The following is a 23,553-nucleotide window of genomic DNA, read 5'->3' on the forward strand; positions in this document are numbered from 1 at the left end:
ATCCAAAAACAAGGTAACGAGGAGTTTCTCATGCGACATCTTCGAAAAATTAGCATCTACTCCGGAATCATCGCCACGTCTCTACTTGTCGGAGCGCTTCCCCACGCCGCCTACGCCACACCCGTGGCGGCGCCACTGCACTGCACGATAGACGCGGGAAGATACGGAAAGACCGTTCAAGATACTCAAACGACATTTGACGTTTCCATCCCGGAAAAAGTCGCCGTGGGAGAAACCTTTGTAGCAAAATTTAAGCTTTCCGACGTTCAAATCCGCAACGATGCATTAAAGAAAATCGGCAGCATCAGAATGGAGAAAAGCGCAGTCAATATACACGTTGGAGACAACGTCCAACTTGCAGAACCCCAGGACGGACTCACAATATCCAACGGAACCCTCACAATTTCCGATAAGTTGACAGCCTCCCTCCACCACGACACTCTTACAACCTCAGCACCGGAACTAAATATCAAACTCCGAGCCACGGGCGGCAACTCTGTTGTTTTTAAAACCGCCAAAGAGGTCACCACCGGCACAGTTCGGGCGCGCGTTTTCATCATCAGTGCAACAGCCCACTCCAGCTGCACCACCACACCCGACATACAGCTAGCCTCGGCGACTGTAACTCCAGGAAAGGCCGCCACCAACAGCGAGGTCATGCTCCCCGAGGAATAAGTTTCAACACATACCAACGATGAATGGAAGTGGGTGGCAGTTTCCCGCCCGCTTCCACCATCTCCACAACCCCTCCCACTACGGGCACTTATATTTTTTTAATATTTAACTTGCCTGAAGCTAATATTTCCCTTAATATGAAGCTCGCTTCTTAGCGATCTCTTATTGAAGGGTTACTATGCGAAACGTTCCTCAATCAGTCTCACGCTTTGCCACGGTAGGCATCACTTCTGCTATTTTTGCTGCAAGTTTGAGCACTGTAGCCTCGGCAGCTCCTGCCGCTTTGTCCAATGCTCCACTGGCTGCAAGCCCCGGACAAGCGGATAAAGTCGGGGCACAAGCAACGTGTGCCGCCAAACCCATCTTCTTCGGGTACTACCGGACGTGGCGCGATAAGGCTATTGAGCTTAACGACGGAGACAAGTGGAAGGACAACCTTCACACCAAGCTCACCGATATCCCGGAACAGGTAGATATGGTCTCCTTGTTCCATGTGCCAGACAATCACAAGAGTGACCAGAGGTTCTGGGAGACCTTTGATAAGGAGTACCATCCCACGCTCAAAGAACGTGGCACCAAGGTTGTTCGGACAATCGGCGCAAAGTTGCTCCTCAATAAGATTAAAGAAAAAGGTCTCTACGGGCAGTCCAGGGAAGACGATTCCAAGTACCGAGAGATAGCTCATGAGGTATATGAGGAGTACGTCGCAAAGCATAATCTCGACGGATTAGACGTAGATATGGAACTCCGCGAGGTAGAAAAGTATACAAACCTCAGATGGCAGCTCCGCAAGATTATGGGCGCATTCTCGGAGATCATGGGCCCAAAAGCACCTGGAAACGCTGGAAAGAAACCTGGCGATGACGGATATAAATATCTCATCTACGACACATTTGATAATGCTCAACTAGCGCAAGTCGCCCTCGTCGCAGACGTGGTGGATTATGTTCTCGCCCAGACCTACGACAAAGGCACAGCGGAAAGCATCACTCGAGTATGGAACGGATTCCGGGACAAGATTAACTCCTGCCAATTCTTGGCAGGGTACGCCCACCCTGAGGAAAATGACACCAATCGTTTCCTCACGGCAATCGGCGATGTCAATACTTCTGGCGCAATGAACGTTGCCGCTTGGAAGCCGGAGGGCGGCGAAAAGGGCGGAACTTTTGCCTACGCGCTCGATAGAGACGGACGCACCTACGACGGTGATGATCTCACAACTCTCAAGCCCACCGATTTTGCCTTTACCAAGCGTGCGATTGAGCTCACCAAAGGTATATCGCTCACAGACTTAGGAACTCATGGCTCCAGAACTCCAGGAGCGAACAGCTCCCGCACGGAAACCAGTAGTTTCTTCAACGATCCTTACTACCAAAAGCTTATGAAGGAGGCCGGTATAGCAGATAACACAAACTAATCTCGCGGGCGCATAACTTAAGGCCCACGACTCACACACGGTTATTGGGGATTCTGTGAGTCGTGGGCCTTTTGCTGCACCGATGCTGCGCTGAGAAAATTAGGAACGCTTCCCCCGGCGCGGCTCCCACATCACGACCGCTGTAGAACGAGGAACGTGTACGATCTCTCCCCGAGAGCGAATGCCGTTTTGCTTTAATTGCTCCAGCTCTTCACGTGCGGCCGCGAGTTCGTCGCGAAGCCTCTTGTTATCTTTTTTGAGCTCGATGATCGCTTTAATACCTGCAAGGTTCACGCCTTCTTCTTGGCTCAGGCGTTGAACGGTACGCAGTAGTTCCACATCAGAGCGGGAGTACCGGCGCCCACCGCCACGGGTGCGCTGGGGGGTGACCAGGCCGAGCCGGTCATAAGTCCGCAGCGTCTGAGCGTGCATTCCAGATAGTTCAGCGGCCACGGAGATGACAAAGACCTCGCCAAATTCAGAATTATTCCTGCTTGTCATCCTTTACACCTCCTCCGTGTTATTTTCCGTCCCAATCCGCGCGGGGATCGAATCCGGAATCCTTCTCTGCCTGAGCATAAGCCCTTAGAGCACTAGCTTGGGCAGCGTCAAGGGTTTTGGGAACCTGGACCTGAACTTTGACCAGCAAATCACCGGCACTTCCATCCCGTTTAGGCACACCTTTGCCACGAACGCGCAGGACGCGACCATCAGGAGTTCCTGAAGGGATACGAACCCGAACTGGCATGCCTAACGTGGGCACGGAAACCGTGTCACCCAGTGCGAGTTCTGCAAAGGACACCGGAACAGTCACTTCCAGATCGTCTCCGGAGCGCGTAAAGACTTTGTCATCACGCACATGCACGGTCACAAAAAGGTCGCCGGCAGGCGTTCCGTTGGGTCCCGCCTCGCCTTGTCCAGCGAGTCGGACTTTCTGTCCATCAATCACGCCCACAGGGATACGCACGGTGATGGACCGAGTCCGACGCACCGTACCAGTGCCGTTGCAGTCAGGACATGGATCCGTGATTTCCTTGCCCGTGCCTCCGCAGTGCTTGCACGGTGCGGAAAATCCAAAGGCTCCTCTATTCTCTGAGGTAAACCCTGTGCCGTTACAGTGGCTACACGTGGTGGGAGCACCACTCTTAGATCCTGAACCATGGCAGGTAGAGCATGGCGCATCACCGGTCAGCTGCACCGGGATTGTGGTTCCCTTTGCGGCTTCACGGAAATCCAGGGTTATTTGCGTTTCGACGTCCGCCCCCCGCGTCGGCCTAACTGTGCTGCGAGCACCACCGCCGCGGTTGAAAAGGCCACCGAAGATATCCCCAAGACCACCTTCTTGAGAGAAGCCTCCACCCGATCCAGATCGATTCCCGAAAATGTCTCCGAAGTCGAAGTTTTCTTGCGTCCGAAACCCGCCGGGGAATCCGGCGCCTCCGTTCTGTCCAAAACCACGCATACCGCCACTGGCGATCATGGCTTTAAACTCATCGTATTCCTTGCGTTTGGACTCATCGCCCACCACGTCATAGGCCTCTGCGACCTGTTTAAAGCGCTCTTCCGCGGCTTTGTCACCGGGGTGAGAATCAGGGTGGTTCTCACGCGCAAGCTTGCGATATGCCTTTTTAATCTCAGACTCTGTTGCCTTCGAAGAGACCCCTAGGTCAGCGTAATAGTCTTTTTCAGCCCATTCGTTTTTCACAGCCATTGGGCATCTCCTCCTTTCGGGAACATCGTCTGAGAATGCTCTCTTCCGAGTCCGTGGGTTTAGCAGATTTCTTTATCTCGTGCACAAAGGGCGCGGCAAGATTCTCGTGTAGAAAAGCCCCGCGCCCTTGTATGCACTTTCATCATTCTGCGGGTGTGATTACTCAGCAGACTCCGCAGGATCAGCAATGATCACCATCGCGGTGCGGAGCAGCCGATCGCCCATCTGATAGCCCCGGCGCAGAACCGTCCCTAGGACTTTCTCATCGCCAGATGAAAGGTCCTGAACAGCCTCGTGGCGCTCAGCGTCAAAGGCATCGCCTTCCTCACCAAACGGGGTGACCTTCAGGCCTTCAACCACACCGACGAACTTGTCGCGGAAAGCCTTCAGTGGGCCCTCTGCAAGGTCACCGTGCTTCTCAGCAAGGTCAAGGTCGTCAAGTATCGGAAGAAGCTGCGTCATAACCTGCGCTTTAGCAGCCTCTATCCCAACCTGGCGCTCACGCTCGGTACGGCGACGATAGTTCGCGTACTCTGCGCTCACGCGCTGTAGATCCTCAGTCCTTTCAGCAAGCTGATCTTCCAGCGTAGGCTCAGCAGCTTGCGCTGCTACCTCAGCGTCGATGTCAGCAAGGGCATCTTCGAGGTCAGCTTCCAACGTGGGGTCGATGTCTGACTCAAGGCTCCCCTGATCTGCGCGCTCTGCTTCCTCTGCAGCAGCCTCTGCACGCTCCGCAGAGGTTGCCTCTGGATCGGTGTGCTCGGGATCGCCCGGGTTATCAGGCATACCGTGGGATTGGGTCACTTCTTCTCTTCCTCCTCGTCAACAACTTCAGCGTCGACGACATTCGGATCAGCCTGGGAAGCAGCGTCAGCAGCACCTGCGTTAGCAGCTTCTGCCTCGTAGATTGCCTTGCCCATCTCCTGAGACTCGGTGGACAGCTTCTCCACGGCGGTCTTGATGGCCTCGATGTCGTCACCCTTAAGTGCCTCATCGACAGCATCAGCAGCTGCGATAACCTTGGTCTTCAGCTCCTCGGAGACCTTCTCGCCGTTCTCTTCCAAGAACTTGCGGGTCTGGTATGCCATGGTCTCAGCGGAGTTGCGAGTCTCTTGCTCCTCGCGACGCTTCTTGTCCTCTTCTGCGTGCTGCTCTGCATCCTTGACCATGCGGTCGATCTCTTCCTGAGACAGACCGGAACCATCCTGAATCTTGATGGTGTTTTCCTTGCCGGTTCCCTTGTCCTTAGCGGACACGGAGACGATACCGTTGGCGTCGATGTCAAAGGTGACCTCGATCTGCGGGATGCCACGCGGTGCTGGAGCAATGCCACCGAGTTCGAAGGAGCCAAGCAGCTTGTTATGAGCAGCGATCTCTCGCTCGCCCTGGAACACCTGAATCTGAACGGAAGGCTGGTTGTCTTCAGCCGTGGTAAAGGTCTCAGAACGCTTGGTTGGGATGGTGGTGTTGCGCTCGATCAGCTTGGTCATCACGCCGCCCTTGGTTTCAATGCCCAAGGAGAGTGGGGTGACGTCGAGAAGCAAAACGTCTTTGACCTCGCCGCGCAAAACGCCAGCCTGGAGTGCAGCACCTACGGCTACGACCTCGTCTGGGTTAACACCCTTGTTAGGCTCGCGGCCACCGGTAAGTTCCTTCACCAGCTCAGAAACGGCAGGCATACGCGTGGAACCACCGACCAGCACAACGTGGTCAATCTCGGAAACAGAAACACCTGCGTCCTTGATCACCTGGTTGAACGGTGCCTTGGTGCGATCAAGCAGATCCTGGGTGATGCGCTGGAACTCAGTGCGAGAAAGGGTCTCATCCAGGAACAGTGGGTTCTTATCTGCATCGACGGTGATGTACGGAAGGTTGATGGTCGCAGACTGGGAGGAAGACAGTTCGATCTTTGCCTTCTCAGCGGCCTCGCGAAGACGCTGCATAGCCATCTTGTCCTTGGACAGGTCCACGCCGTTGCTGCTCTTGAACTTGTCTACGAGCCATTCGACCACGCGGTTGTCCCAGTCGTCGCCGCCCAACTCGTTGTCACCAGCGGTTGCGCGAACTTCAACAACTCCATCGCCGATCTCCAGAAGGGAGACGTCGAAGGTTCCGCCGCCGAGGTCGAAGACGAGAATGGTCTGCTCTTTCTCGCCCTTTTCCAGGCCATAAGCCAAAGCGGCAGCAGTAGGCTCGTTGACAATACGCAGAACGTTCAGGCCTGCAATCTGGCCGGCCTCTTTGGTGGCCTGACGCTGAGCGTCGGAGAAGTATGCCGGAACCGTGATCACGGCATCGGTAACATCATCACCCAAGTAGGCCTCTGCATCCCTCTTGAGCTTCATCAACGTACGAGCAGAAATTTCCTGCGGGGTGTACTGCTTGTCGTCGATACCTACGGTCCAATCGGTACCGATGTGGCGCTTAACAGAACGGATAGTGCGATCAACGTTGGTCACAGCCTGGTTCTTGGCGGACTGTCCGACCAACACCTCACCGTTCTTAGCAAATGCAACCACCGAAGGGGTGGTGCGGGAGCCTTCAGAGTTAGCAATAACCTGAGCCTCGCCGCCTTCCAGTACGGAAACCACCGAGTTGGTGGTACCGAGGTCAATTCCTACTGCGCGTCCCATGTGATGTCCTCCTGAGTGTTTGGTTTTATCTTTAACGTTTTTACTTTTAAAGTTGACTGACCCTGACTCAATTTTACCGGACCGTCCAACTACAAGTAATGAACTTACCAGATACCTTGAGCGCCTGTCACTCAACCTGACACTATACATAACGGCACTACCCACAAAGTTGTTCCCACAAGACTCAACTTTTTTAAAAATTCTTCGTTCCCGCAGCTCACCCCTACCCCACAAGACGCACAAAGCCCGCGGCGAGCGCCTTATCCTACAAAGCACTCACCGCGGGCTGCGCTCAATGCGCTAGCTCATGCTATTCATTGCGACGTCGCCAAGCATAAATACCGCCGGCGATAAGCAGAAGAACAATCGGAATGATCGTAAAGAGCTTACGTCCTCCACGACCAGTCAGCGGCAGCTCTCCGGTCTTCACGTTGGCTACTTGAATAACCCACGCGCTCGTTGGATCGTTTTCGTCCTTACGGCTCACGCTGATTAGCCCTGAATCGGTGGCCTGCGGTTCAAGAGTAAACCGCAGATCACCTTCCTGATCTCCCGTGGGCACCACATTGAATCGCCAGGCCTGAGGGAGCAACTGGGCACCTTCGCCAGGAGTGGTCTCTACAAGGTAATAGCTACCAGGAGCAAGCGATAGAGGCCGCTGATCCTCAGGAACAATATCCGTGAAGAGAGGCTCACCTGCGGGGCGATCACCTTCCGCACGGAAAATCGAGAACTTCGATCCCTTCAGTGGAGCGCCCTTGGCATCCACTTTCTCAATCAAAATCGATCCTTCAGTGCGATACAGGCTGTTGATATAAATGATGTCTCCACCCTGCTCGGCGTTGAGCTCAACCTCTCCACCGGGACGAATAGGCGTGCGCTTTGCCTTGGCAATCTGTTCCTCAAGGGACTGATTGGCCTGCTCAGTAGGGGTAGCTTCAAACAACTGAGTTGTGCTTTGCTCCAGGCGCAGCCCCTTGCTAGCTAACAAAGCTCGTTGCTCCTCAGTCAACTGCTCCGAAATCCAACAACGCGTTCCCGTAGGAGCACCTGGCGCAACCCAGCTCTGGTTATGTCGAATATCAAAAGTTCCCTTGACTGTCTGGGATCCAGTAGGTGACGTTGCCCCTGCCCGGAAAGCTTCCGGAACAGGCTGCGTGGGAAGCAATGGCAGCTCACAGCGATAGTTAAACCGGAATTGGGGGTCTTCTCCCAGGGCGTCTTTAGGACCCTCAAGGTACTTCTGGACGGTAAAGACCATGGTGTCCATCCAATAACTATTTTCAAACACCACGTCTGTGACATTGCCTACTTGGAGGTCCACTGGCTTGATGGTGATCGACTCTGGTTTATCCAGGAAGATCTGGTCCTGACGGGACGCATAAACACGGTGCGTTGATTTCACCTTGTCTGCAAACTCGGCAGGAACCTTGTCAGAGGTATCCTCAGTAAGCTCGCACTCCACGGAGACCGGAAGTTGCTTGCCGTCTTTACCCAGAATTTCTATCAGCTTTCCGTCAGCGGGAACCCTGAGAGAACCTTCATGCACTTGGCCCGTCAGTGGGTCTTCGCACCGCCAGGACACGCCAAAGGTCTCTTTGTTGGTGAGGTACTCGTTAACATTTCCCTGCTGGTTGCCCACATACTTCGTGGCCACGCGCAGCTGTGCACGCTTACGTGCATAGTCATTTATCACCGTCACGTTCTGAGTGGAATCAGGCACACCAGCGATCTTGAAAGCTGCAGTGGCTCCCGCCGTATCCGTGAGAGGAGTTTCTAGCGTTGCGCCGTCAAAGGACACCTTCACATCTGCGTCATAGCGGTTGATCTGATCCTCTTTAATAACGCACGACCAGCCCACCGGGATCTCCACGGCTTCTTGATCCGGTGCATTTGCGGTAGCAAACAGCCCGTTTCCGGCTCCCCGGATAGTGCGCTGTGCGGTAATTGTGCGCTCACTGCCTGGATCTTTGCACACTAGGCTAAACACAAAGTCCTCATCAGAGGCCAGGCTTGGCCCGTCTCCCGTGAGTTGTTTAGTCACCTGCACTTTGAGCTTGTCTGCGGTATAGGAGTTCCACAGAACAAGGGTGCCCTGGAAGTTAGGCTCTGCAGCGTTAGCATCCTCAGATTCGTGGATCTTTATCACCGCGGAGTTCTCCCCCTGAGCATTCTCGCAGTTTTCCGCCAAGGTGCACGAGGTCTCGGTCCCGTTGCCTTCTTGGTCTGCGGTCACCGCCCAGGTCAGCGCGAGCTTGTGATTAGCCAACTGCGCGGTGTCAAGGTTCTCCGATACGCTGCACTCGGTGCCGATAGGAAGGTTGTCTATCTTATGCTCGCTGCCTGACTCAAAGCGGGCGATATTCATAGTCCCTTCGCGTATCACCTGTCCGTTATAGGTACAGGTGTAGGACAAATCGAATCTCCGGTCTTTGCTAATCGCATTAATGCCGTCTCCGCCTACCTTTTTGCGTAGGTTGAAGCTACCGGTCTTGACCTTGTAGTTATTGGTCACGGTGCTAGTGGTCGCACCTGCGACGTTATCCACAACAAAGGCATCGGTCTTCTCGGCATCCATGTGCCCGTCGCCGTCAAGGCTGAGCGTAGGCCCTTCCAACCCATCGACTTCCACCGTGTTCTCGGTAAAGGCGCATGAGGCGTTAACAGGAACTTCTACCTCAATAGATTCTCCCATGCCGATCTGCGCAGTGCTTTGGAGCAGCTCCTTGCCACCGCGACTACAGGTGTACGTGAATTGGAACTTAGTATCTGCAAACAGCCCCTGGATGATGTTGTCTGGGACTTGCTGCCCATTGCCCTGATACGTCGCGTTGACCTTCTTGTTCAGGGTCAGCTTTGCCAGGGCAGGCTTGTACTCATTGCGAACGTCAACAGTAGCTGCTTGCCCAACTTCCGGCATGGTAAATGTCATTACTTTGCCGGTTACGCTCTTATCGACGCCCTCCATGGACGTTGTCTCACTAACCTCTTGCGAGTGCTGCGTAGCATTCTCCGTCAACGTGCACTCAGCGCCTACCTTGATACCGCTGATCACTTCTTCCGCCTCAGCGCCGAGGGAGAAGGTCTTATTAGTGCCATCGGTACAGGTCAACGCGAAACTAAAGGTCTTGGGCACGTAGTTGTCTAAGTCATCCACGTCTTCCTTCAACACAGCGACCTTCTTGGATACGGTGAGGTCACCGTTCGGGGTAGAAAATACGTTCTTGACGTCTACCGACGTTCCCGCTTTCGACTCCACTGTGGCCACGTTGGTGCTGAAACTCTTATCCAGCTCTACTCCGTCTGGCACATCATAGTCCTCCGTGAGGGAACATTGCGTTCCCACGGGGAAGGTGCCCAAGGTCTTCGTTTCCCCATCGGTCAGCATGACCTCAACGGAACGCGGAGTAGTTTCCGCTGGAACAACACACTGCGCTTTCACCGTGAAGGAAGCGCCTTGGAGCTCTGCGCGCTTTGCTTCGTCCAGCACTCCGCTTACATCGACGGATTTTTTCACCGTGATGGGACCTTGGTCCCTCACAAACTCATTAGTCATCAGCGCTTTACGCGGCGTTTCATTAGCCGGGCCAACCGTCACTTGTACATCGGCAGCCTTGTTCACCGTGGCATTTTCTACCGCAACGTCGCGCTCGCTCACGGTACAGGTGGAAGCCACCGGCACGCCGTCGATACGCAAAGCCTGTCCGCCCGCGACCTTGATGTTTTCTTTTTTGAAAACCTCTATGCCTTCCCGGCGACAGACCGCATCGAAGATGAACTCGCGTTCACGCCCCAAGTCAGCGTCTTTTCCGCTTAGTTTCTTCTCGATAATGATCGATCCAAGCTTCGGCTCGTATTTATTGACCGCTTTGGCTTGCGGATCAGTAGCATTATTGGGATCCAACCAGAAGTAGTTGCCCTGGCAATTCTTCAGAGAGGAAACGTCGTCTGCCTCGCTCACACACACGTTTGATTGCCACGATGGTTTGAGATCGTATCCCTCGATGGCAATCGGGTTCGCAGGGGTTCCTTCCTCAATGAAGGCACACTCGGTGCCCACGGGCAGCGGACCAATAGTGGCCTCGCCATCGAGTGGGATATTAACCTCACCGTTTGCCACGTATAAAGGCTGCGCATTACCACCGGTTTCCGGCCGCTGCGTGCGATCCGGGACATAGCGACACGTGTACTTCACCGGGTAGCTCTTGGGCAACAACGAGGCCGGGATCTTCTCGCGATTCACAACCTGCTTGGAAAGCTTGAACGTCCGCATGACCGGTTCGTAGGTGTTGGTAGCTACTGCTGAGACCCTGCCATTATCGTCATAGGCTTTCTTCCCCACAACGAATTCAATCTTGCGGCCGTCTGCGTTTGCCGATTCCACGTTATCGGTCGCCCACGTCGTCTTGAGCGTATAAAGCTTCTCATCGACCTGCGGCTGGGACTCTTCCACCACGCACTTTGTGCCGAGCGGCAGGTTACCGATCTGTCGACGATCACCGGAAAGCAGACCTTTTTCTTCTTTCTTTGCTACTACCTTGCCCTGATACGTACAGGTGTAGTTGAAATCAAATTTCCGTCCACTGACCGTGGGCGACAACACCGAATGAGGGGTGACTACGTCCTTGCCTATCTCCACCGGAACCTTGGGCACGTTGGAGAAGGTACAAGAGGTAATTTTCGCCGGATCGAGGGTCAATTCCACGCCATTAGTAACGGTAGACGTTTGTACCTTTTGCGGAGTGCCACCGGCTTGGAAAGCTTGGCAGGTAATAGCTTTATCGCCTTCTGTAAGCAACTGGAATTTTTCCTGCAGCTGCTCGACGACCTTTACCTTAGGATTACCCTGGCTGAAATCAGACACGGCAATAGCAGCCACGCCTCGGGCATTGGTGACAAGGTCTTTCTTGTCTGAAGATCCGCTTTCTAGAGCAAAATGCCAATTTGCTCCTGGTTCGATGCGTTTGCCATCACCATCCACAATTTCCTTGTTCACCAGCAGGCAACCGGTAACAAAATTCTTTTGCAGCTCAGAGGGAAGGGTCGCGTAATCGGGTGAGATAATCACCTTGCTGGGATCCGGAGCGATCATCCTCAGCATTTGTTGCGAGGTGTAATACCTATCAATATTCCAATATATGTATCCTCCCTCGTAATAATACGGAGCACGAATCTCCTGCCACGACTGATCCTGGATGGCGGATCCCACGCCAATGGGAATGAACTGCGTTTTACTCTTAACAAACCGCTCTTTTTGTTTTACGGCGTTGTCAATTTCTGAAAGCTCAGTGGTGTTTCCTTCATAGTTCTTACCGTTGCTATCAAAGGTCGGCTTTCCGTCGGTGATGAAGTACACGGTGTCATAACGAGTGCCAGCGTCAATGTCATCTGCCACTTGCTTCATGCCCTGTTCCCAGTTCGTGGCACCAAACTTGGTACCAGGTAGGAAGAGCGAGTCAATCCGATCCCTAAATTTCTTCACCTGTTCGGGATCGCGCAAGGACATTGACTTCAGGTTTTGATTGCCCTCACCATATGCGGGAGCTGAGGTAGCAAAGGTATAGAGGCTAAACGTGTAAGGCGCACCCTCCAAGGAGTTCACCATTTCCCGCAGCGTCTTCTTCTGGTTTTCCAGGTCTGTTGGACTCAGAGAGTTGGAAAGGTCTACAACAAAGGCGACAGAGGCGCCGCATTTATTAAGGTCAAGGTCAGGATTCTGAGGTTGCGCTGGCGCTGTCTGGGCTTGCGCCGGGGGCGTCACCTCAGTGAAGGGAAATCCCAGTGCAGCAACCATGATGACCAACACCGCTGCAACGGCCACCATGTGGCGCGTCGCTCGCTGGAGCTGTTTTTTTACAGTAACGATCATGATTACTCGTCATCCCCTCGGTTGTTTTTCTTATTCCACATCACTGCGCCAAATCCCAGGGCTGCTAAAAGAACGCCCAAGAGCACAACGCCTATGACTGATGCGCCTGTTCGCGCTAACGGTGAGTTCGTTGGATTTTTCTTGTCCGGTTTATCCGGCTGTGGGTTGGGCACCGATGGAGCACTAGTAGCCGGTTGCGGAGGCTGTGGTGTCTTTGGCGGAAGAGGAGGAAGCGTTGAATCCCACCATGGCTTCGTAGGGTCGTTATCCTCTTTGTGCTTAGGTTTGGGATGAACCACGAGATCGTAGTTCCACTCACCTGTCTGGGCAGAAGACGGCAACGGAACAATAAAAGGCTCAAAACCATGGTCAGAGCCCGCGACGGGTTGGACTTTATACAATCCAATGGGGAGGTTATCAAAGCGTACGCGCCCCGCATTGTCTGTCTTCGCCTGCCAGGACTGAGCTTCTGGCTGCTGAAGGGCCTCGGAAACAGACAGTTTGGATGCAGCCAGCCAGCCTTCTTGGGTGGTCAGATCGATGTTGCTGATGCGAGCAATACGCACGGGGATCCCGGATAGTGTTCCGCTGGCAGTCGGAGAATTTTTAAATTCAATGGTCAGGCTTGCGGTACGAGTGGGATCGATGGTCGATGCTTGAACAGAATCCGCAGATACTGCGGGACGGGCGGAAGCTACCGGTGAGGAGTACAAGATCGTCATCCCCATCACGGCAGCCATGGCCAGTCGTATAAGCACTAGTTTCTTTTGTTTCAGCATCAGCTTAAGCTCTCTCGTATCTCATTATTTTTAGACCGTCTGCGCAGGTAAATCGCTAAAACCACAGCCAGGATCGCAATCGAGGCCAGGATTCTCCATAGCATCCAGCTTTCCCATCCCCCGCTAGACTGCGGCAGATTTTCTTCCCCCGTCTCCACACGTTCCGCATGCACAAGTAACCGATGCGTGTTAATCGCGTACGGGGTGCATGTGATCAGGGTGAGCAAGTCTTTTCCGTTTTGTACCCTTAAACTCTCAATCTCATCAGGCAACACAACCTCTGTGTTGGTCACTTTGTAGGTGAGGACTTTGCCCACGGTGTCTACATAGATCATGTCTCCAACCTGCATTTTTTCCAGGTTGTCAAACATCGTGGCCTCTGCCAGCCCTGAGTGTCCGGTAATAACCGCATGGGTGTCGTCCCCTCCCACCGGCAACGATGATCCGTAGATATGCCCCAAGCCCTTATCTAAAACATCATCGTCGGTCCCATGAAACACCGGAAGCGTCGTATTGATTGAGGGAATAGAGACTACCGACATAACCGCGTCGTCCGTGCCCGGAGCGTTAAGCTGGGCCAAATACTCGCGATACAATCCACTATCTTTAGAAACCCGCGACAGCCACGGATCTAATATTGGGATATGCGCTAGTCGCTCGTTATAGCTTTGAGCTTGGGCAATCCATCGCTCTCTATCTGCGTCAGACATACCTTTTTGCGACTCGATATATTTTTGAGCCTCCCGCGCGTGGGATGCGTTATAGATATAGGCTGCAGCCACTGGATAAAGAAGCGTGATCACTCCTGCAATCACCAGAACCAGGGAAATCATGACAGATCTGCTGGACGTTCTGCTTAGGTTTTCCTTCATAGAAGGCACCTTCTCTCCTGCTTGCTTTGATCGTCACGCTCACAGCCCCACAAGCGGCGGCAATGCAAACCAAACATGTCCTTCATGAGGGGGTCAGGAACTGTCGTACACGTCACAAGTTCCGAGACTCGTAACAATGGCATGCTACTCTTTTTAATTAAATTTATTTATAATAAAAGCTTTTAATGAGTTAAATGCTTATCGACGTCGTGGCTAGACGGGTAATATTCACAACCTTTTATTCCCACCGTATCCCCCTATAAAGAGGAAAACTTTACTTGGGGGATGTATTTTTGTTCCAACGATTCTTAAATCTCCACAGCTGTGGCATCCTTATTTCTGATGGATACACATAAGAACCCCAGCTCCCCGACTGCTAATACGGCACAAGATCGTGACATCTCCGATCTTTTAAACTCTGCTGTCGAGGAATCAGAACCACTCACCATCCCAGCTAGCGAGACTCCTCGTAAAGACCGCGCGATCATTCTTGGCGCCGACGCACGGTGGGCTTCCGGCTGGGCGCTCCGTTTCATTATCGTGGTCATAGCCAGTGTTATGGCATGGCGCGGCCTAGCAACCGTATGGCAAGGCGTGCTGCCCGTCATCCTTGCGTTATTGCTGTGCACGGTTCTGTGGCCGCCGGTGAGGTGGCTGCGAGCTCGGAAGGTACCGCCAGCGGCCGCAGTCATCATCGTGGCTATCGGATTCTTTGGCGCCATCGGAGGCATCTTTGCGGCAATGGCCCCGAGCGTGAGTTCTCAGTCGAAAGATCTCGTCGATCGCGCCACCGAAGGCATTAATCGCGTGCTGCAATGGGCTGAACAGGGTCCACTCAACTTGGATACATCGAAGGTTGACGGCTATATCCAAAGCCTGACACAGACCCTCCAAGAGCACTCGCGCAACATCGCCAACGGTGTGTTCTCCGGGCTTACCACAGCATCATCGATCCTTATCACAATTATTCTGATGCTTATCCTGTCCTTCTTCTTCCTCAAGGACGGCACCCGCTTCCTACCTATGGTGCGTAGGCTCACCGGCCCTAACGTAGGATGGCATCTCACCGAGGTCCTCACTCGTATTTGGAATGCTCTCGCCGGTTTTATCAGGGCGCAGGCTATCGTCTCTTTGGTCGATGCAGTCCTCATCGGAATCGGTTTGCTCATCCTCAAGGTTCCGCTTGCGCTAGTCCTGGCAGTCCTGACCTTCTTTGGCGGTTTTATCCCTATCGTGGGAGCTTTCACCGCAGGAGCACTTGCTGTGGTCATCGCCTTGGTCAGCAATGGTGTTTCTAACGCTATCTTTGCGCTCATCCTCATCATCGCTGTGCAGCAGATCGAAGGCCACATTCTGCAACCCGTATTACAGTCCAGGGCTATGAATCTCCATGCGGCAGTGGTCTTGCTTTCTGTGACCATTGGTTCCGCACTGTTTAGCGTTGTGGGCGCTTTCTTGGCCGTCCCAGTAGCAGCTACCTTGGCTGTTCTTATCCGCTATCACTCTGAGCTAGTGGCGCTGCGTGCAGGAGAAATAACTCTCGACGAAATCGAGCTAGCCACGGCCGAAGAAGCAAGTCCTCCCATTAATGGCGAGCAGGCTTGGGGCAATCTCAAGGAACAACTCACCAAACTAAGTTTGAGAAAAACATCAAATGTGACCATTAAGAAGGAAGAAGCTCCTTCAAACCCCACAGACGACTAAAAAATGTGGCCCTGGGTTTTCCAGGGCCACATTTTTATTAGTTACGATTGTTTCAATTGATCCATCTCAAGCACGGTATCTGCACATGCTGCGAGTAAGCGATGATCGTGGGATATAAGCAGCACTCCCACTCCGCTATCAGCTTGTCGACGCAACAAGGACACCACAGCAGCCGTAGCTAGTGGGTCCAGCATTGACGTCGGTTCATCGCAAATAAGGAATCGAGGTGCCTGCGCCAATGCACGAGCAATGCAAGCACGCTGCAACTGGCCATCACTGACTTGATGAGGCAGCCTGTCCAGCAGCGTGGCGTCGACAAGCGCCTCATCAGCGCATTCGTTCACGCGTACTGCAATAGCATCTTCATCGAGTTTGCCAGCGATACGTAGTGGCTCTGCGATGATGTCTTTAATCTTCCACCGCGGAGAACACGCGTCTCGAGGTGACTGATTGATGGTGACAATATCCGGATTACGGTGGCCTCGCCGCGTAGAAACTTCTTGAGAATCCATGAGCACCTTCCCCAGGGTCGGGCTCATCTTTCCGGCTAGTAGCCGAGCCAGCGTTGTCTTGCCTGATCCAGAAAGCCCCACCAAACCGATCATCTGACCTGGGACAATCTCAATACTTACGTTCTCTAGAACGGGTGAGTTCTTAGTAAATTCAACAGTTACCGCGGATGCGCGAAGGTTCTGTGTGTTATCCACGTTCAAGTCCTTCCGTAACTTTTAATCCGCCGCTAGGCAGTGCCGCCAACAGCGCACGTGTGTACGCATGATCTGGTGTGTTCAGAACCTTACGGGCAGGGCCGGTTTCCATGATCTCGCCATTCCTCATCACGGAGACGGTATCGCAGATCTCGGATTCCCGTAGGTCTTCTATGTCGTGGCTGATCACCAAGATTCCTACGCCTTGAGAGTCCGCAATTTCTTTGAACAGAGCCAAAATATCGGAGGTAAGCTGCGGATCCAATGCGCTGGTCGGCTCATCGGCGATGAGGTAGGTAGGGTTGCCAGCCAAAGCGGCTGCAATGGCTGCTCGCTGCGCCATACCGCCAGAAAGCTGATGCGGGAAGAATTCCGCAGTCTCCTCCGGAAGATGAACAGTACGCAATAGCTCCGGAACAGTATTTTTCCCCTGGTGGCGATCGATAATCTCTTGCAGCTGAGTGCCCAATCGGCGCACTGGTGTGAAAGACTGCGCTGCGGATTGCGGAACAAAGCCAACTACTGTTCCTCGGATCTTAGAAAAGTCTTTCTCTCCCCATGCCAGCGGTTTCCCTGCGACACTCACGCGCCCTATCAACTTGGAATACTGCGGCGCAATTCCCACAATTGATTTACCCAAGGTGGTCTTGCCAGAGCCTGAGGCACCAATCAAACCATGGATAGAACCGGGTTCCACATGAAGCGACGCGTCTTTGAGAATACGCTGTTGCGAGGCGTCTTTTCCGTGTACCACAACGCTCACATTGTGAACTTCCATGCCCGTGCTCGGAGCCACCACGTCGGTCTCTATCTGTTCCTCGGCTTCAGTGACATCAAGGTCAGTGACAACCTCAGGAACCTTTCGTGCCAGCGACACGGCAGAAAGCGTCGTGGCCAGCAATACGGCTGCAGGGAACACTAATGCCCACCAAGCACCCCGCATAATGTCCTCGCGGGCTAGGTCCATAAGGGTGCCTAACGACGGCTCATCTGCTTGGATGCCCAATCCCAAGAATGACAGCGCAGACTCGTGCCACACAGCGTGGGGCATCAGCATGATCATGGCAACCACAGCCTGACCAGCAGCTGCAGGAGCTAGATGCTTAATAAGCACCCACTTGAAGGGACCGCCAGCGGCATACGACGCATCCACATAATCCGAGGTTCGTACTGCAAGCACAGAAGAACGAACAATGCGAGCAACCGGTGACCAGTGCGTTAGCGCAATAGAAAGCACAATTGCAATAAGTGAGCCACGGAACAAGGCAACGATAACCACTGAAAGAATCAAGTGCGGAATAGAGTTCACCGCATCATTGAGTCGCATGATTATCCGGTCTGTACGTCCGCCCACTGCAGCAGCAATCAATCCGACTATTACGCCGAGCGCTGTAGCTACTAGCGCAGACAGCGAACCAATGACAAGCGATACCCGCAAACTCTCCGCTGTACGAACAAAGAGGTCAAAACCAAAGTGGTCGGTGCCAAAAAAGTTAGTAGAGCTTGGAGGCTTCAGCGCTTTAGAAAAACTCGGGTTCCCGGCATCAAAAAAGACGGGGATCAGCAAGCCGTACAAGACCACTCCGATAAAGACGGAAATGCTGATTCGATGGTACTTAGCCCATTTTTGTACGTGCATTGCCACGGGAGATTTAGCTTGTTTAGACATCGCTCACCCTCGGGTCGATAATCATGTAAGAAACGTCGCTGGCCAGCGAACCTAGCATTACGACGACCGTGGTGGCAGCCGTGGTGAAGGCCAACAGAGGGAAATCAACTGCAATCGCAGATTCCACGGTCGCCTGAGCCAATCCCGGCCAAGAGAACACGGTCTCCACGATCACGGCGCCCACAACTAGCTCGCCCAAGCGCGCGCCAATCAATGTAATCAAGGGCATCAGCGACAACGGAAGCACGTGGCGCACAAGAATAGTTTTCTCACTTAGTCCCCGTAAGCGTGCATTGGCGACCGCTGGGGATTGCGATGCCTCAAGCGTGGACTGCTGCATGGTCAGCAACGGCCAGGACAGTTGCGAAACCGCTAACACTATAGCGGGCGCAATCAAGTACGGCCCCACTGTCAACAGCGACGGAACATCGCCAACGCGTGACGCTCCACCCACAGGAATGACGTGCAAAAACACTCCAAAAAAGAGAACAGCACCGAGCGCATAAATATATGACGGAGTAGCCGCCACGAAAACGCCGATCGCGTTAACAGAGCGGTCTACCGAGCCCCCAGGACGACGAGCAGCCCAAACACCCAGAATCGCAGCGATCACGAGCATGAGGAGCAGGCCAACTGAAGACAACACAATCGTCCACGGAAGCCGCTCCCAGATCACATCTGCGACCGACTTATTGTAAACACGCGACCAGCCAAGGTCGCCCCGCAGAACATCAGCCCACCATTGCAGCCACTGCTGCCACCAAGGCCTATCCACTCCCAACGACGCTGCAATTCGTGCACGCTCGTCATCGGTGTAATCGCCATATTCAGCGCCCAAATAATGAGCGAGCGGATCAAACGGCGACAATGCCGCCAAAGCAAACATAATGAACGTAACTACGACCGTAGTACATGCGATAACAAGCAGGCGCAGCCCCACCATCACACCTATACCGTCGAGGTTGTCTCTTCTTCCAGGCAACAACACTGAAAAAGATCCTTCCGTAGAGAATGCGTATAGCTCCGGTGCCAAACGCACGGAGCTATACGTCAAAGATGGGGCGGCTTACTTGGTCCACTCGGCGACACGCCACCATGGTCCCCAGGTGACACCATGAATGTGAGGCTCGAGTAGGTTTTCTGGCTTCTTCCACTCGTTACGCTTGCTTGCGTAAACGTGCTCAAGGTTGAGCAGGCAGAGAGCCGACGGATCGTCCATGTACATTGCCTGAGCTTTCTGCCACAGCTTGTTGCGCTTAGTGGTATCCACCTCGCTGCGGGCTTCGTCGAGAAGCTTGTTCAGCTCTTCAGAGCCGTAATCGCCGGGGTTAGCCCACTTGCTGGTAGAAGGTGTGCGGGTATGCAGGTACTCGTACGCCATGATGGTGACGTCATAAGGAGCCGAACCGCCGCCAAGCACTGCTGCTGCCTTGCCCAAAGCCGGTCCGATTTCGTCCCACGTTCCAGCCTTGGTCTCAAAATCCAAACCAAGCTTCTTCATCTGGGAAGCAAACTCAATAGCGATGTCGCGACGCGTGGTATCGCTAGATGCGTAGTAGAGAGTGATGTGGAAGGGCTTGCCGTCCTTCTCACGCATGCCTGCGGCATTCTTCTTCCAGCCGGCTTCGTCGAGAAGCTTCTCTGCTTTGGCTACGTCGTAGCCGAAAGTCTTCGATGAGTCGTGTGCGTCGCCGTACAGTGGCGAGATCAGAGTCTCCAGAGTTGTGCCGTAGCCGCCCAGCGGCCCATCCACGAATGCCTGACGATCCACGGCAAAGTTAAGGGCCTGGCGGACCTTGACGTCTTGCAGTTCCGGGACCTTAGGGAAGGAAATTCCACGCCAGTCAGCCGTCTTGGTAGAAACAACCTCAATGCCGTCTTTGCCCTTCACCGAGTTGACCTGTGCCGGCGGAATGGCAGCGCCGTCGACCTCTCCGGCCGCGACACGTTGTGCACGCGCTGCATCATCGGAAGCAGTGGTCACTACGATTTCTTTCACCTGAGGTGCCCCACCCCAGTAATCCTCATTAGCTTTGAATACGACCTCATCGCCACGGTTTTCTACCAGCTTATAAGCGCCGGTACCTACTGGCTTGGTATTCAGTTCTGCCTTGGTGATAGGCCCATCTTCCTTCAGCTTCTCCGAAGGAGCGATCGCGTACAGCAACCGAGAATTCATCTCAGCAAGTGGGTGATTCAGCTTGAACACCACGGTGTGAGGATCCTTGACCTCTACCTCTTTGATGACTTCATAGCGAGCAACAATCTGCGATCCCGCATCAATATTGCGGGCCATGTCGTAGGAGGCTTTCACGTCTTGAGCATCAAAGTCCGAGCCATCGCTGAACTTCACTCCCTCACGCAGCTTCACTGTCCACTCAGTTGCATCAGCGTTGTGCTCAGGCATTGCGGAGGCCAACGCTGGAACAAAGTTCGGGATTCGATCTGGACCAGCTGATTCTGGACGCAACAGGCCGTCATACACCGGGCTTACGCCAGTTTGACCATATCCAGTGGCCGGATGGAAGCCATCGCCGGCTTCACGATCAGCTAGCACAATCCGAGACGGGTACCCTTCCTCACCGCTCGCTTCTTTGTGGCTGGGGTCGCCGCAAGCAACAAGAACGCTTCCGGCAAGGGCCATGGACAATAGTGCTGCTCCACTGCGCTTGGAACACAGCGCAAGGAACGAGGGGGAACGTCGCATAGAAAGATCTTTCCTAAGAATGAAGGGTTAGGTATTACTTAGAAAGAACTATCAAGAAGACAATTGAATTTCAATATCATGAACTCAGTCTTGATGAACCTGAGCCCCATTATATGCCCCTACCACCAACTTTAGTTTTAGTGAAAAGAGACACAATGTGTTTTTCACCCCAGTTAGCTCACTCATTTTAGGGTTACACGCCCCCTAAATGATTCCGTTTTGCAAGTATTTCTGAGGCGATAAAGTTGACACCTATTCAAGCCGGTGCCGTTTTCATAAATCTAACTTAATGGAAAACTTACATTTTCCACCGCCACACCTAACACAGCTGTGATGGTACTGAACCCCAAGCTCCTCTCTAACCCCAAATAGCGTTCAAAGCAAGGACGGCCATACCCGAGACAAAAGCGGCTGCCGGGAGCGTAATGACCCACGCCATCGCAATGGGCTTCATCAATCGCCAGTTGGCAGCTTTGTTCACAATGCCAATACCTAGAATCGCACCGATCAAGATATGCGTAGAAGACACAGGAAGCCCAAGAACAGAGGAGCCCATCACAACTGCAGCCGCAGCAAGCTCAGCCGAAAAGCCAGAGGCTGGATGCATCTCTGTAAGCCCTGATCCCACCGTATGAATCACATAACGGCCAATGAACCATAGCCCTGCGATCAAAGCGATGCCACATGTAATCATCAGCGCAGTAGGGACTGCCGCTCTGCCATTAATGCTGTCGGTCCGTAAAACATCCAACACTGCAGAGAACGGGCCAATAGCATTCGCAATGTCATTGGAGCCGTGAGAGAAAGCAAACGCCGATGCCGTAAAGACTTGCATCCAGGAGAAGATGACAAACGTTGCCCGCGAGAGTTCTTGCTGTTTAAGGGTCCGAGAAAAGATCAACACTGCCATCCACACGACGGCAGAGATCATCCCGAGAATCAGGATGTTCCCCAAGGTGCTGATGTGCAAATTAAGGTTTTTCAATCCCTTAAAGAGCATCATCGCACCAATCAGAGCCGCTCCACCTGCAGCAAGCAAGGGAACCCAGTTTTCCAGGGCTTGATGAGTGTTGAGGTTATCGCGGCGGTGGTTAATACGATAGAGATCGCGATAATACTCGGATTCCAGTTCGCTAGGATCAAAATCGCGCTCCTGGATCAACGCAGCGTCGCGCGTCATGGCATTGGTATACGCGAGCTGCTGAATCTCATTCAAGCGTTCAAACGACGCCTTGAAAGACTTGTGCAGCTCAATGCGGTCAGACTTAATTTGCCGCAATTGCTCGTCCGCGTCTTCGTTATAGACCAAAATGTGCTTTTTAATGAACCCGAACAATAGCCACGCAGCCAACCCTCCCAACACGGGAGAGAGAACCCATGACAACGCGATCTGACCAATTTCTCCCCATTGCACCATTTCCCAGCCGCCGAGGCCCTGCGTAAAGCCCAGCACGAGGGAGGCTCCAACAATGCCACCAATGATCGAGTGGGTAGTAGACACCGGCCATCCCATGCGGGTAGCCAGCAGCAACCACACAGCCGCCCCCAGAAGAGATGCCATCATAATAAAAGCAAAATGGTGCGGGCTTAGATCAATGGCGTCAAGGTCCACGATCCCAGATTTCACCGTATCGGTAACCTCGCCACCCGCAAGAACCGCACCAGAAACCTCAAAAATGGCTGCAATAACCAGAGCTTGCTTCATGGTGAGGGTTCCCGCCCCCACAGAGGTGCCAAAGGAATTAGCTACGTCATTACCGCCAATGTTGAAGGCCATGAAAACACCAAACAATATCGTGGTGATCAAAATGCCTTTATTTGCAGTATCGCCCACGTAGCCGAATGACCACAGGGTGAAAACAATCAGCGTAATCGCCAAGAGTCCACCAAAAGTAAGGTGCCACCATCGATCTGAACCGGCACCCTCAGTGGATGGTGTGGTCAGCATAGTGCTGTCCGCCATTGTCGCTCTACTTTCTCGAGTCAGTCATTCCTCCGAGTAGCCAACATGATCAAGGTAAACAGAAAGTTAACCCCAACAGCGTTTACTGCGATAACCATCCCCCACGGCACACCTTCCCCTCCCCTTCTAGACAATCCGGTGTTAAAATTCAGTACCAACCTGTCTACATGTGTTCCATCCAAAGTAATGGCAGGTCGTTACGTCATAAGGCACAGCACGAGCAGAAAGGTAACCAGCAATGTCCTCCACATTCCGCATCGCCGTCGTCGGTGCTAACGCAACTGGTCTCTATGCCTCCGATCTGCTCCTGCAATGTCCACACGTAATCCACGTCGACCTTATTAACGACTCCCCCGTTCCCGCCGGGATCAGTCCCTTCATCCAAGCGCCACGGTCCCCTCACAGCTCAGGTTCTGGATCTTCTATCCGTGTTATCGGGAATATCCATCCTGATGTTCTAGCGGAGACCCGCTTGGAGGACTATTACGATTCGGTCATTATCGCCGATTTCGCCGATGCAGCTGATGTCCGCAATGCAGTCTTAGCAGCAATATCTTCACCCAGCGACTACTCTTACGTGAGAAAATCACTCGGCCGAAAAGATTTAGTTGAGGCTCTCCGGGAACGCGGAATCGTGTACACCCTGTGGGCTGATGCCTCCTCACTGTCCACGGGTCGCGACTTGGACGCTTGGCAGCGCGCAATCCATACGGCTCAAGGAGCACCCATCTGCTTCTGATTAACTAATGCAAGCCACCGCTTGCTAGTTATCGGCCTGCGCCAGCGATTACTTTAAGGTAGAGAGCAGTACTCATCCCGTTTTAGCTGTTTCCCTCTCAAGGATCGT

The 23,553-nt window shown here is 53.4% G+C and carries 16 protein-coding genes; 4 read left to right on the plus strand and 12 right to left on the minus strand.

The window, feature by feature from the left end; all coding sequences use genetic code 11:
• Positions 1-30 precede the first annotated feature (30 nt).
• Positions 31-675 (plus strand): hypothetical protein, encoded by a 645-nt coding sequence (locus CKV68_RS05435; RefSeq protein WP_095075751.1) that lies wholly within the window; start codon positions 31-33, stop codon positions 673-675.
• 178 nt (positions 676-853) lie between these two features.
• A complete protein-coding gene (locus CKV68_RS05440; RefSeq protein WP_095075752.1) occupies positions 854-2,092 on the plus strand; it encodes an EndoS/ChiA family endoglycosidase in 1,239 nt (412 codons plus the stop codon).
• Between the two features lie 99 nt (positions 2,093-2,191).
• Here CKV68_RS05440 and CKV68_RS05445 read toward each other — a convergent pair whose 3' ends face one another.
• From CKV68_RS05445 to CKV68_RS05475, 7 genes are all read right to left on the minus strand, one after another.
• The gene (locus CKV68_RS05445) at positions 2,192-2,593 is read right to left on the minus strand and encodes a heat shock protein transcriptional repressor HspR (RefSeq protein ID WP_095075753.1); all 402 of its coding nucleotides are present in this window, start codon (positions 2,591-2,593) and stop codon (positions 2,192-2,194) included.
• A gap of 19 nt (positions 2,594-2,612) precedes the next feature.
• Positions 2,613-3,803, minus strand: coding sequence for a molecular chaperone DnaJ (dnaJ, locus tag CKV68_RS05450; protein WP_095075754.1), 1,191 nt, complete (start codon positions 3,801-3,803; stop codon positions 2,613-2,615).
• Between the two features lie 159 nt (positions 3,804-3,962).
• Positions 3,963-4,607, minus strand: a complete 645-nt coding sequence (grpE, locus tag CKV68_RS05455; protein WP_014526331.1) for a nucleotide exchange factor GrpE — start codon at positions 4,605-4,607, stop codon at positions 3,963-3,965.
• Positions 4,604-6,436, minus strand: coding sequence for a molecular chaperone DnaK (gene dnaK, locus CKV68_RS05460; protein ID WP_013912470.1), 1,833 nt, complete (start codon positions 6,434-6,436; stop codon positions 4,604-4,606). The genes grpE and dnaK overlap by 4 nt, the downstream gene beginning before the upstream one ends.
• A 310-nt stretch (positions 6,437-6,746) precedes the next feature.
• The gene (locus CKV68_RS05465) at positions 6,747-12,305 is read right to left on the minus strand and encodes a DUF5979 domain-containing protein (RefSeq protein ID WP_095075755.1); all 5,559 of its coding nucleotides are present in this window, start codon (positions 12,303-12,305) and stop codon (positions 6,747-6,749) included.
• Between the two features lie 2 nt (positions 12,306-12,307).
• Positions 12,308-13,084 carry an isopeptide-forming domain-containing protein gene (locus tag CKV68_RS05470; RefSeq protein ID WP_095075756.1) on the minus strand — a complete coding sequence of 259 codons (777 nt, stop codon included), beginning with the start codon at positions 13,082-13,084 and terminating at the stop codon, positions 12,308-12,310.
• Positions 13,084-13,965: a class C sortase gene (locus CKV68_RS05475; protein ID WP_029974247.1), complete on the minus strand. Its 882-nt coding sequence runs from the start codon at positions 13,963-13,965 to the stop codon at positions 13,084-13,086. Before CKV68_RS05475 ends, CKV68_RS05470 begins: the two co-directional genes overlap by 1 nt.
• Positions 13,966-14,298: 333 nt before the next feature.
• Between CKV68_RS05475 and CKV68_RS05480 the strand changes: the two genes are divergently transcribed.
• On the plus strand, positions 14,299-15,660 hold the full coding sequence (locus CKV68_RS05480; protein ID WP_013912474.1) for an AI-2E family transporter: 1,362 nt from the start codon (positions 14,299-14,301) through the stop codon (positions 15,658-15,660).
• Between the two features lie 41 nt (positions 15,661-15,701).
• Here the strand turns inward: CKV68_RS05480 and CKV68_RS05485 are convergent, their stop codons facing one another.
• The 5 genes from CKV68_RS05485 to CKV68_RS05505 all read right to left on the minus strand — a co-directional run bounded on the left by CKV68_RS05485 (position 15,702) and on the right by CKV68_RS05505 (position 22,706).
• A complete protein-coding gene (locus CKV68_RS05485) occupies positions 15,702-16,367 on the minus strand; it encodes an ABC transporter ATP-binding protein (RefSeq protein ID WP_095075757.1) in 666 nt (221 codons plus the stop codon).
• Positions 16,360-18,036 (minus strand): ATP-binding cassette domain-containing protein, encoded by a 1,677-nt coding sequence (locus CKV68_RS05490; protein ID WP_013912476.1) that lies wholly within the window; start codon positions 18,034-18,036, stop codon positions 16,360-16,362. The genes CKV68_RS05485 and CKV68_RS05490 overlap by 8 nt, the downstream gene beginning before the upstream one ends.
• Positions 18,029-18,979, minus strand: coding sequence for an ABC transporter permease (locus CKV68_RS05495; RefSeq protein WP_167376980.1), 951 nt, complete (start codon positions 18,977-18,979; stop codon positions 18,029-18,031). Before CKV68_RS05495 ends, CKV68_RS05490 begins: the two co-directional genes overlap by 8 nt.
• A gap of 123 nt (positions 18,980-19,102) precedes the next feature.
• Entirely contained in the window at positions 19,103-20,743 is a 1,641-nt protein-coding gene (locus CKV68_RS05500; RefSeq protein ID WP_013912478.1) for an ABC transporter substrate-binding protein, read from the minus strand.
• Between the two features lie 358 nt (positions 20,744-21,101).
• Positions 21,102-22,706 (minus strand): inorganic phosphate transporter, encoded by a 1,605-nt coding sequence (locus CKV68_RS05505; protein ID WP_095075759.1) that lies wholly within the window; start codon positions 22,704-22,706, stop codon positions 21,102-21,104.
• A gap of 238 nt (positions 22,707-22,944) precedes the next feature.
• Between CKV68_RS05505 and CKV68_RS05510 the strand changes: the two genes are divergently transcribed.
• Positions 22,945-23,445 (plus strand): hypothetical protein, encoded by a 501-nt coding sequence (locus CKV68_RS05510; protein ID WP_013912480.1) that lies wholly within the window; start codon positions 22,945-22,947, stop codon positions 23,443-23,445.
• The last annotated feature ends 108 nt before the right edge of the window (positions 23,446-23,553 follow it).

Source organism: Corynebacterium ulcerans, from assembly GCF_900187135.1.
GTDB classification, from domain to species: Bacteria; Actinomycetota; Actinomycetes; order Mycobacteriales; family Mycobacteriaceae; genus Corynebacterium; species Corynebacterium ulcerans.

Excerpts from the sequence above, each read along its gene's own strand:
- CKV68_RS05435 (WP_095075751.1), top strand. The coding sequence starts at position 31 with ATGCGACATCTTCGAAAAATTAGCATCTACTCCGGAATCATCGCCACG.
- CKV68_RS05440 (WP_095075752.1), top strand. The coding sequence starts at position 854 with ATGCGAAACGTTCCTCAATCAGTCTCACGCTTTGCCACGGTAGGCATC.
- CKV68_RS05445 (WP_095075753.1), bottom strand. The coding sequence starts at position 2,593 with ATGACAAGCAGGAATAATTCTGAATTTGGCGAGGTCTTTGTCATCTCC.
- dnaJ (WP_095075754.1), bottom strand. The coding sequence starts at position 3,803 with ATGGCTGTGAAAAACGAATGGGCTGAAAAAGACTATTACGCTGACCTA.
- dnaK (WP_013912470.1), bottom strand. The coding sequence starts at position 6,436 with ATGGGACGCGCAGTAGGAATTGACCTCGGTACCACCAACTCGGTGGTT.
- CKV68_RS05465 (WP_095075755.1), bottom strand. The coding sequence starts at position 12,305 with ATGATCGTTACTGTAAAAAAACAGCTCCAGCGAGCGACGCGCCACATG.
- CKV68_RS05470 (WP_095075756.1), bottom strand. The coding sequence starts at position 13,084 with ATGCTGAAACAAAAGAAACTAGTGCTTATACGACTGGCCATGGCTGCC.
- CKV68_RS05480 (WP_013912474.1), top strand. The coding sequence starts at position 14,299 with ATGGATACACATAAGAACCCCAGCTCCCCGACTGCTAATACGGCACAA.
- CKV68_RS05490 (WP_013912476.1), bottom strand. The coding sequence starts at position 18,036 with ATGTCTAAACAAGCTAAATCTCCCGTGGCAATGCACGTACAAAAATGG.
- CKV68_RS05495 (WP_167376980.1), bottom strand. The coding sequence starts at position 18,979 with ATGGTGGGGCTGCGCCTGCTTGTTATCGCATGTACTACGGTCGTAGTT.
- CKV68_RS05500 (WP_013912478.1), bottom strand. The coding sequence starts at position 20,743 with ATGCGACGTTCCCCCTCGTTCCTTGCGCTGTGTTCCAAGCGCAGTGGA.
- CKV68_RS05505 (WP_095075759.1), bottom strand. The coding sequence starts at position 22,706 with ATGGCGGACAGCACTATGCTGACCACACCATCCACTGAGGGTGCCGGT.
- CKV68_RS05510 (WP_013912480.1), top strand. The coding sequence starts at position 22,945 with ATGTCCTCCACATTCCGCATCGCCGTCGTCGGTGCTAACGCAACTGGT.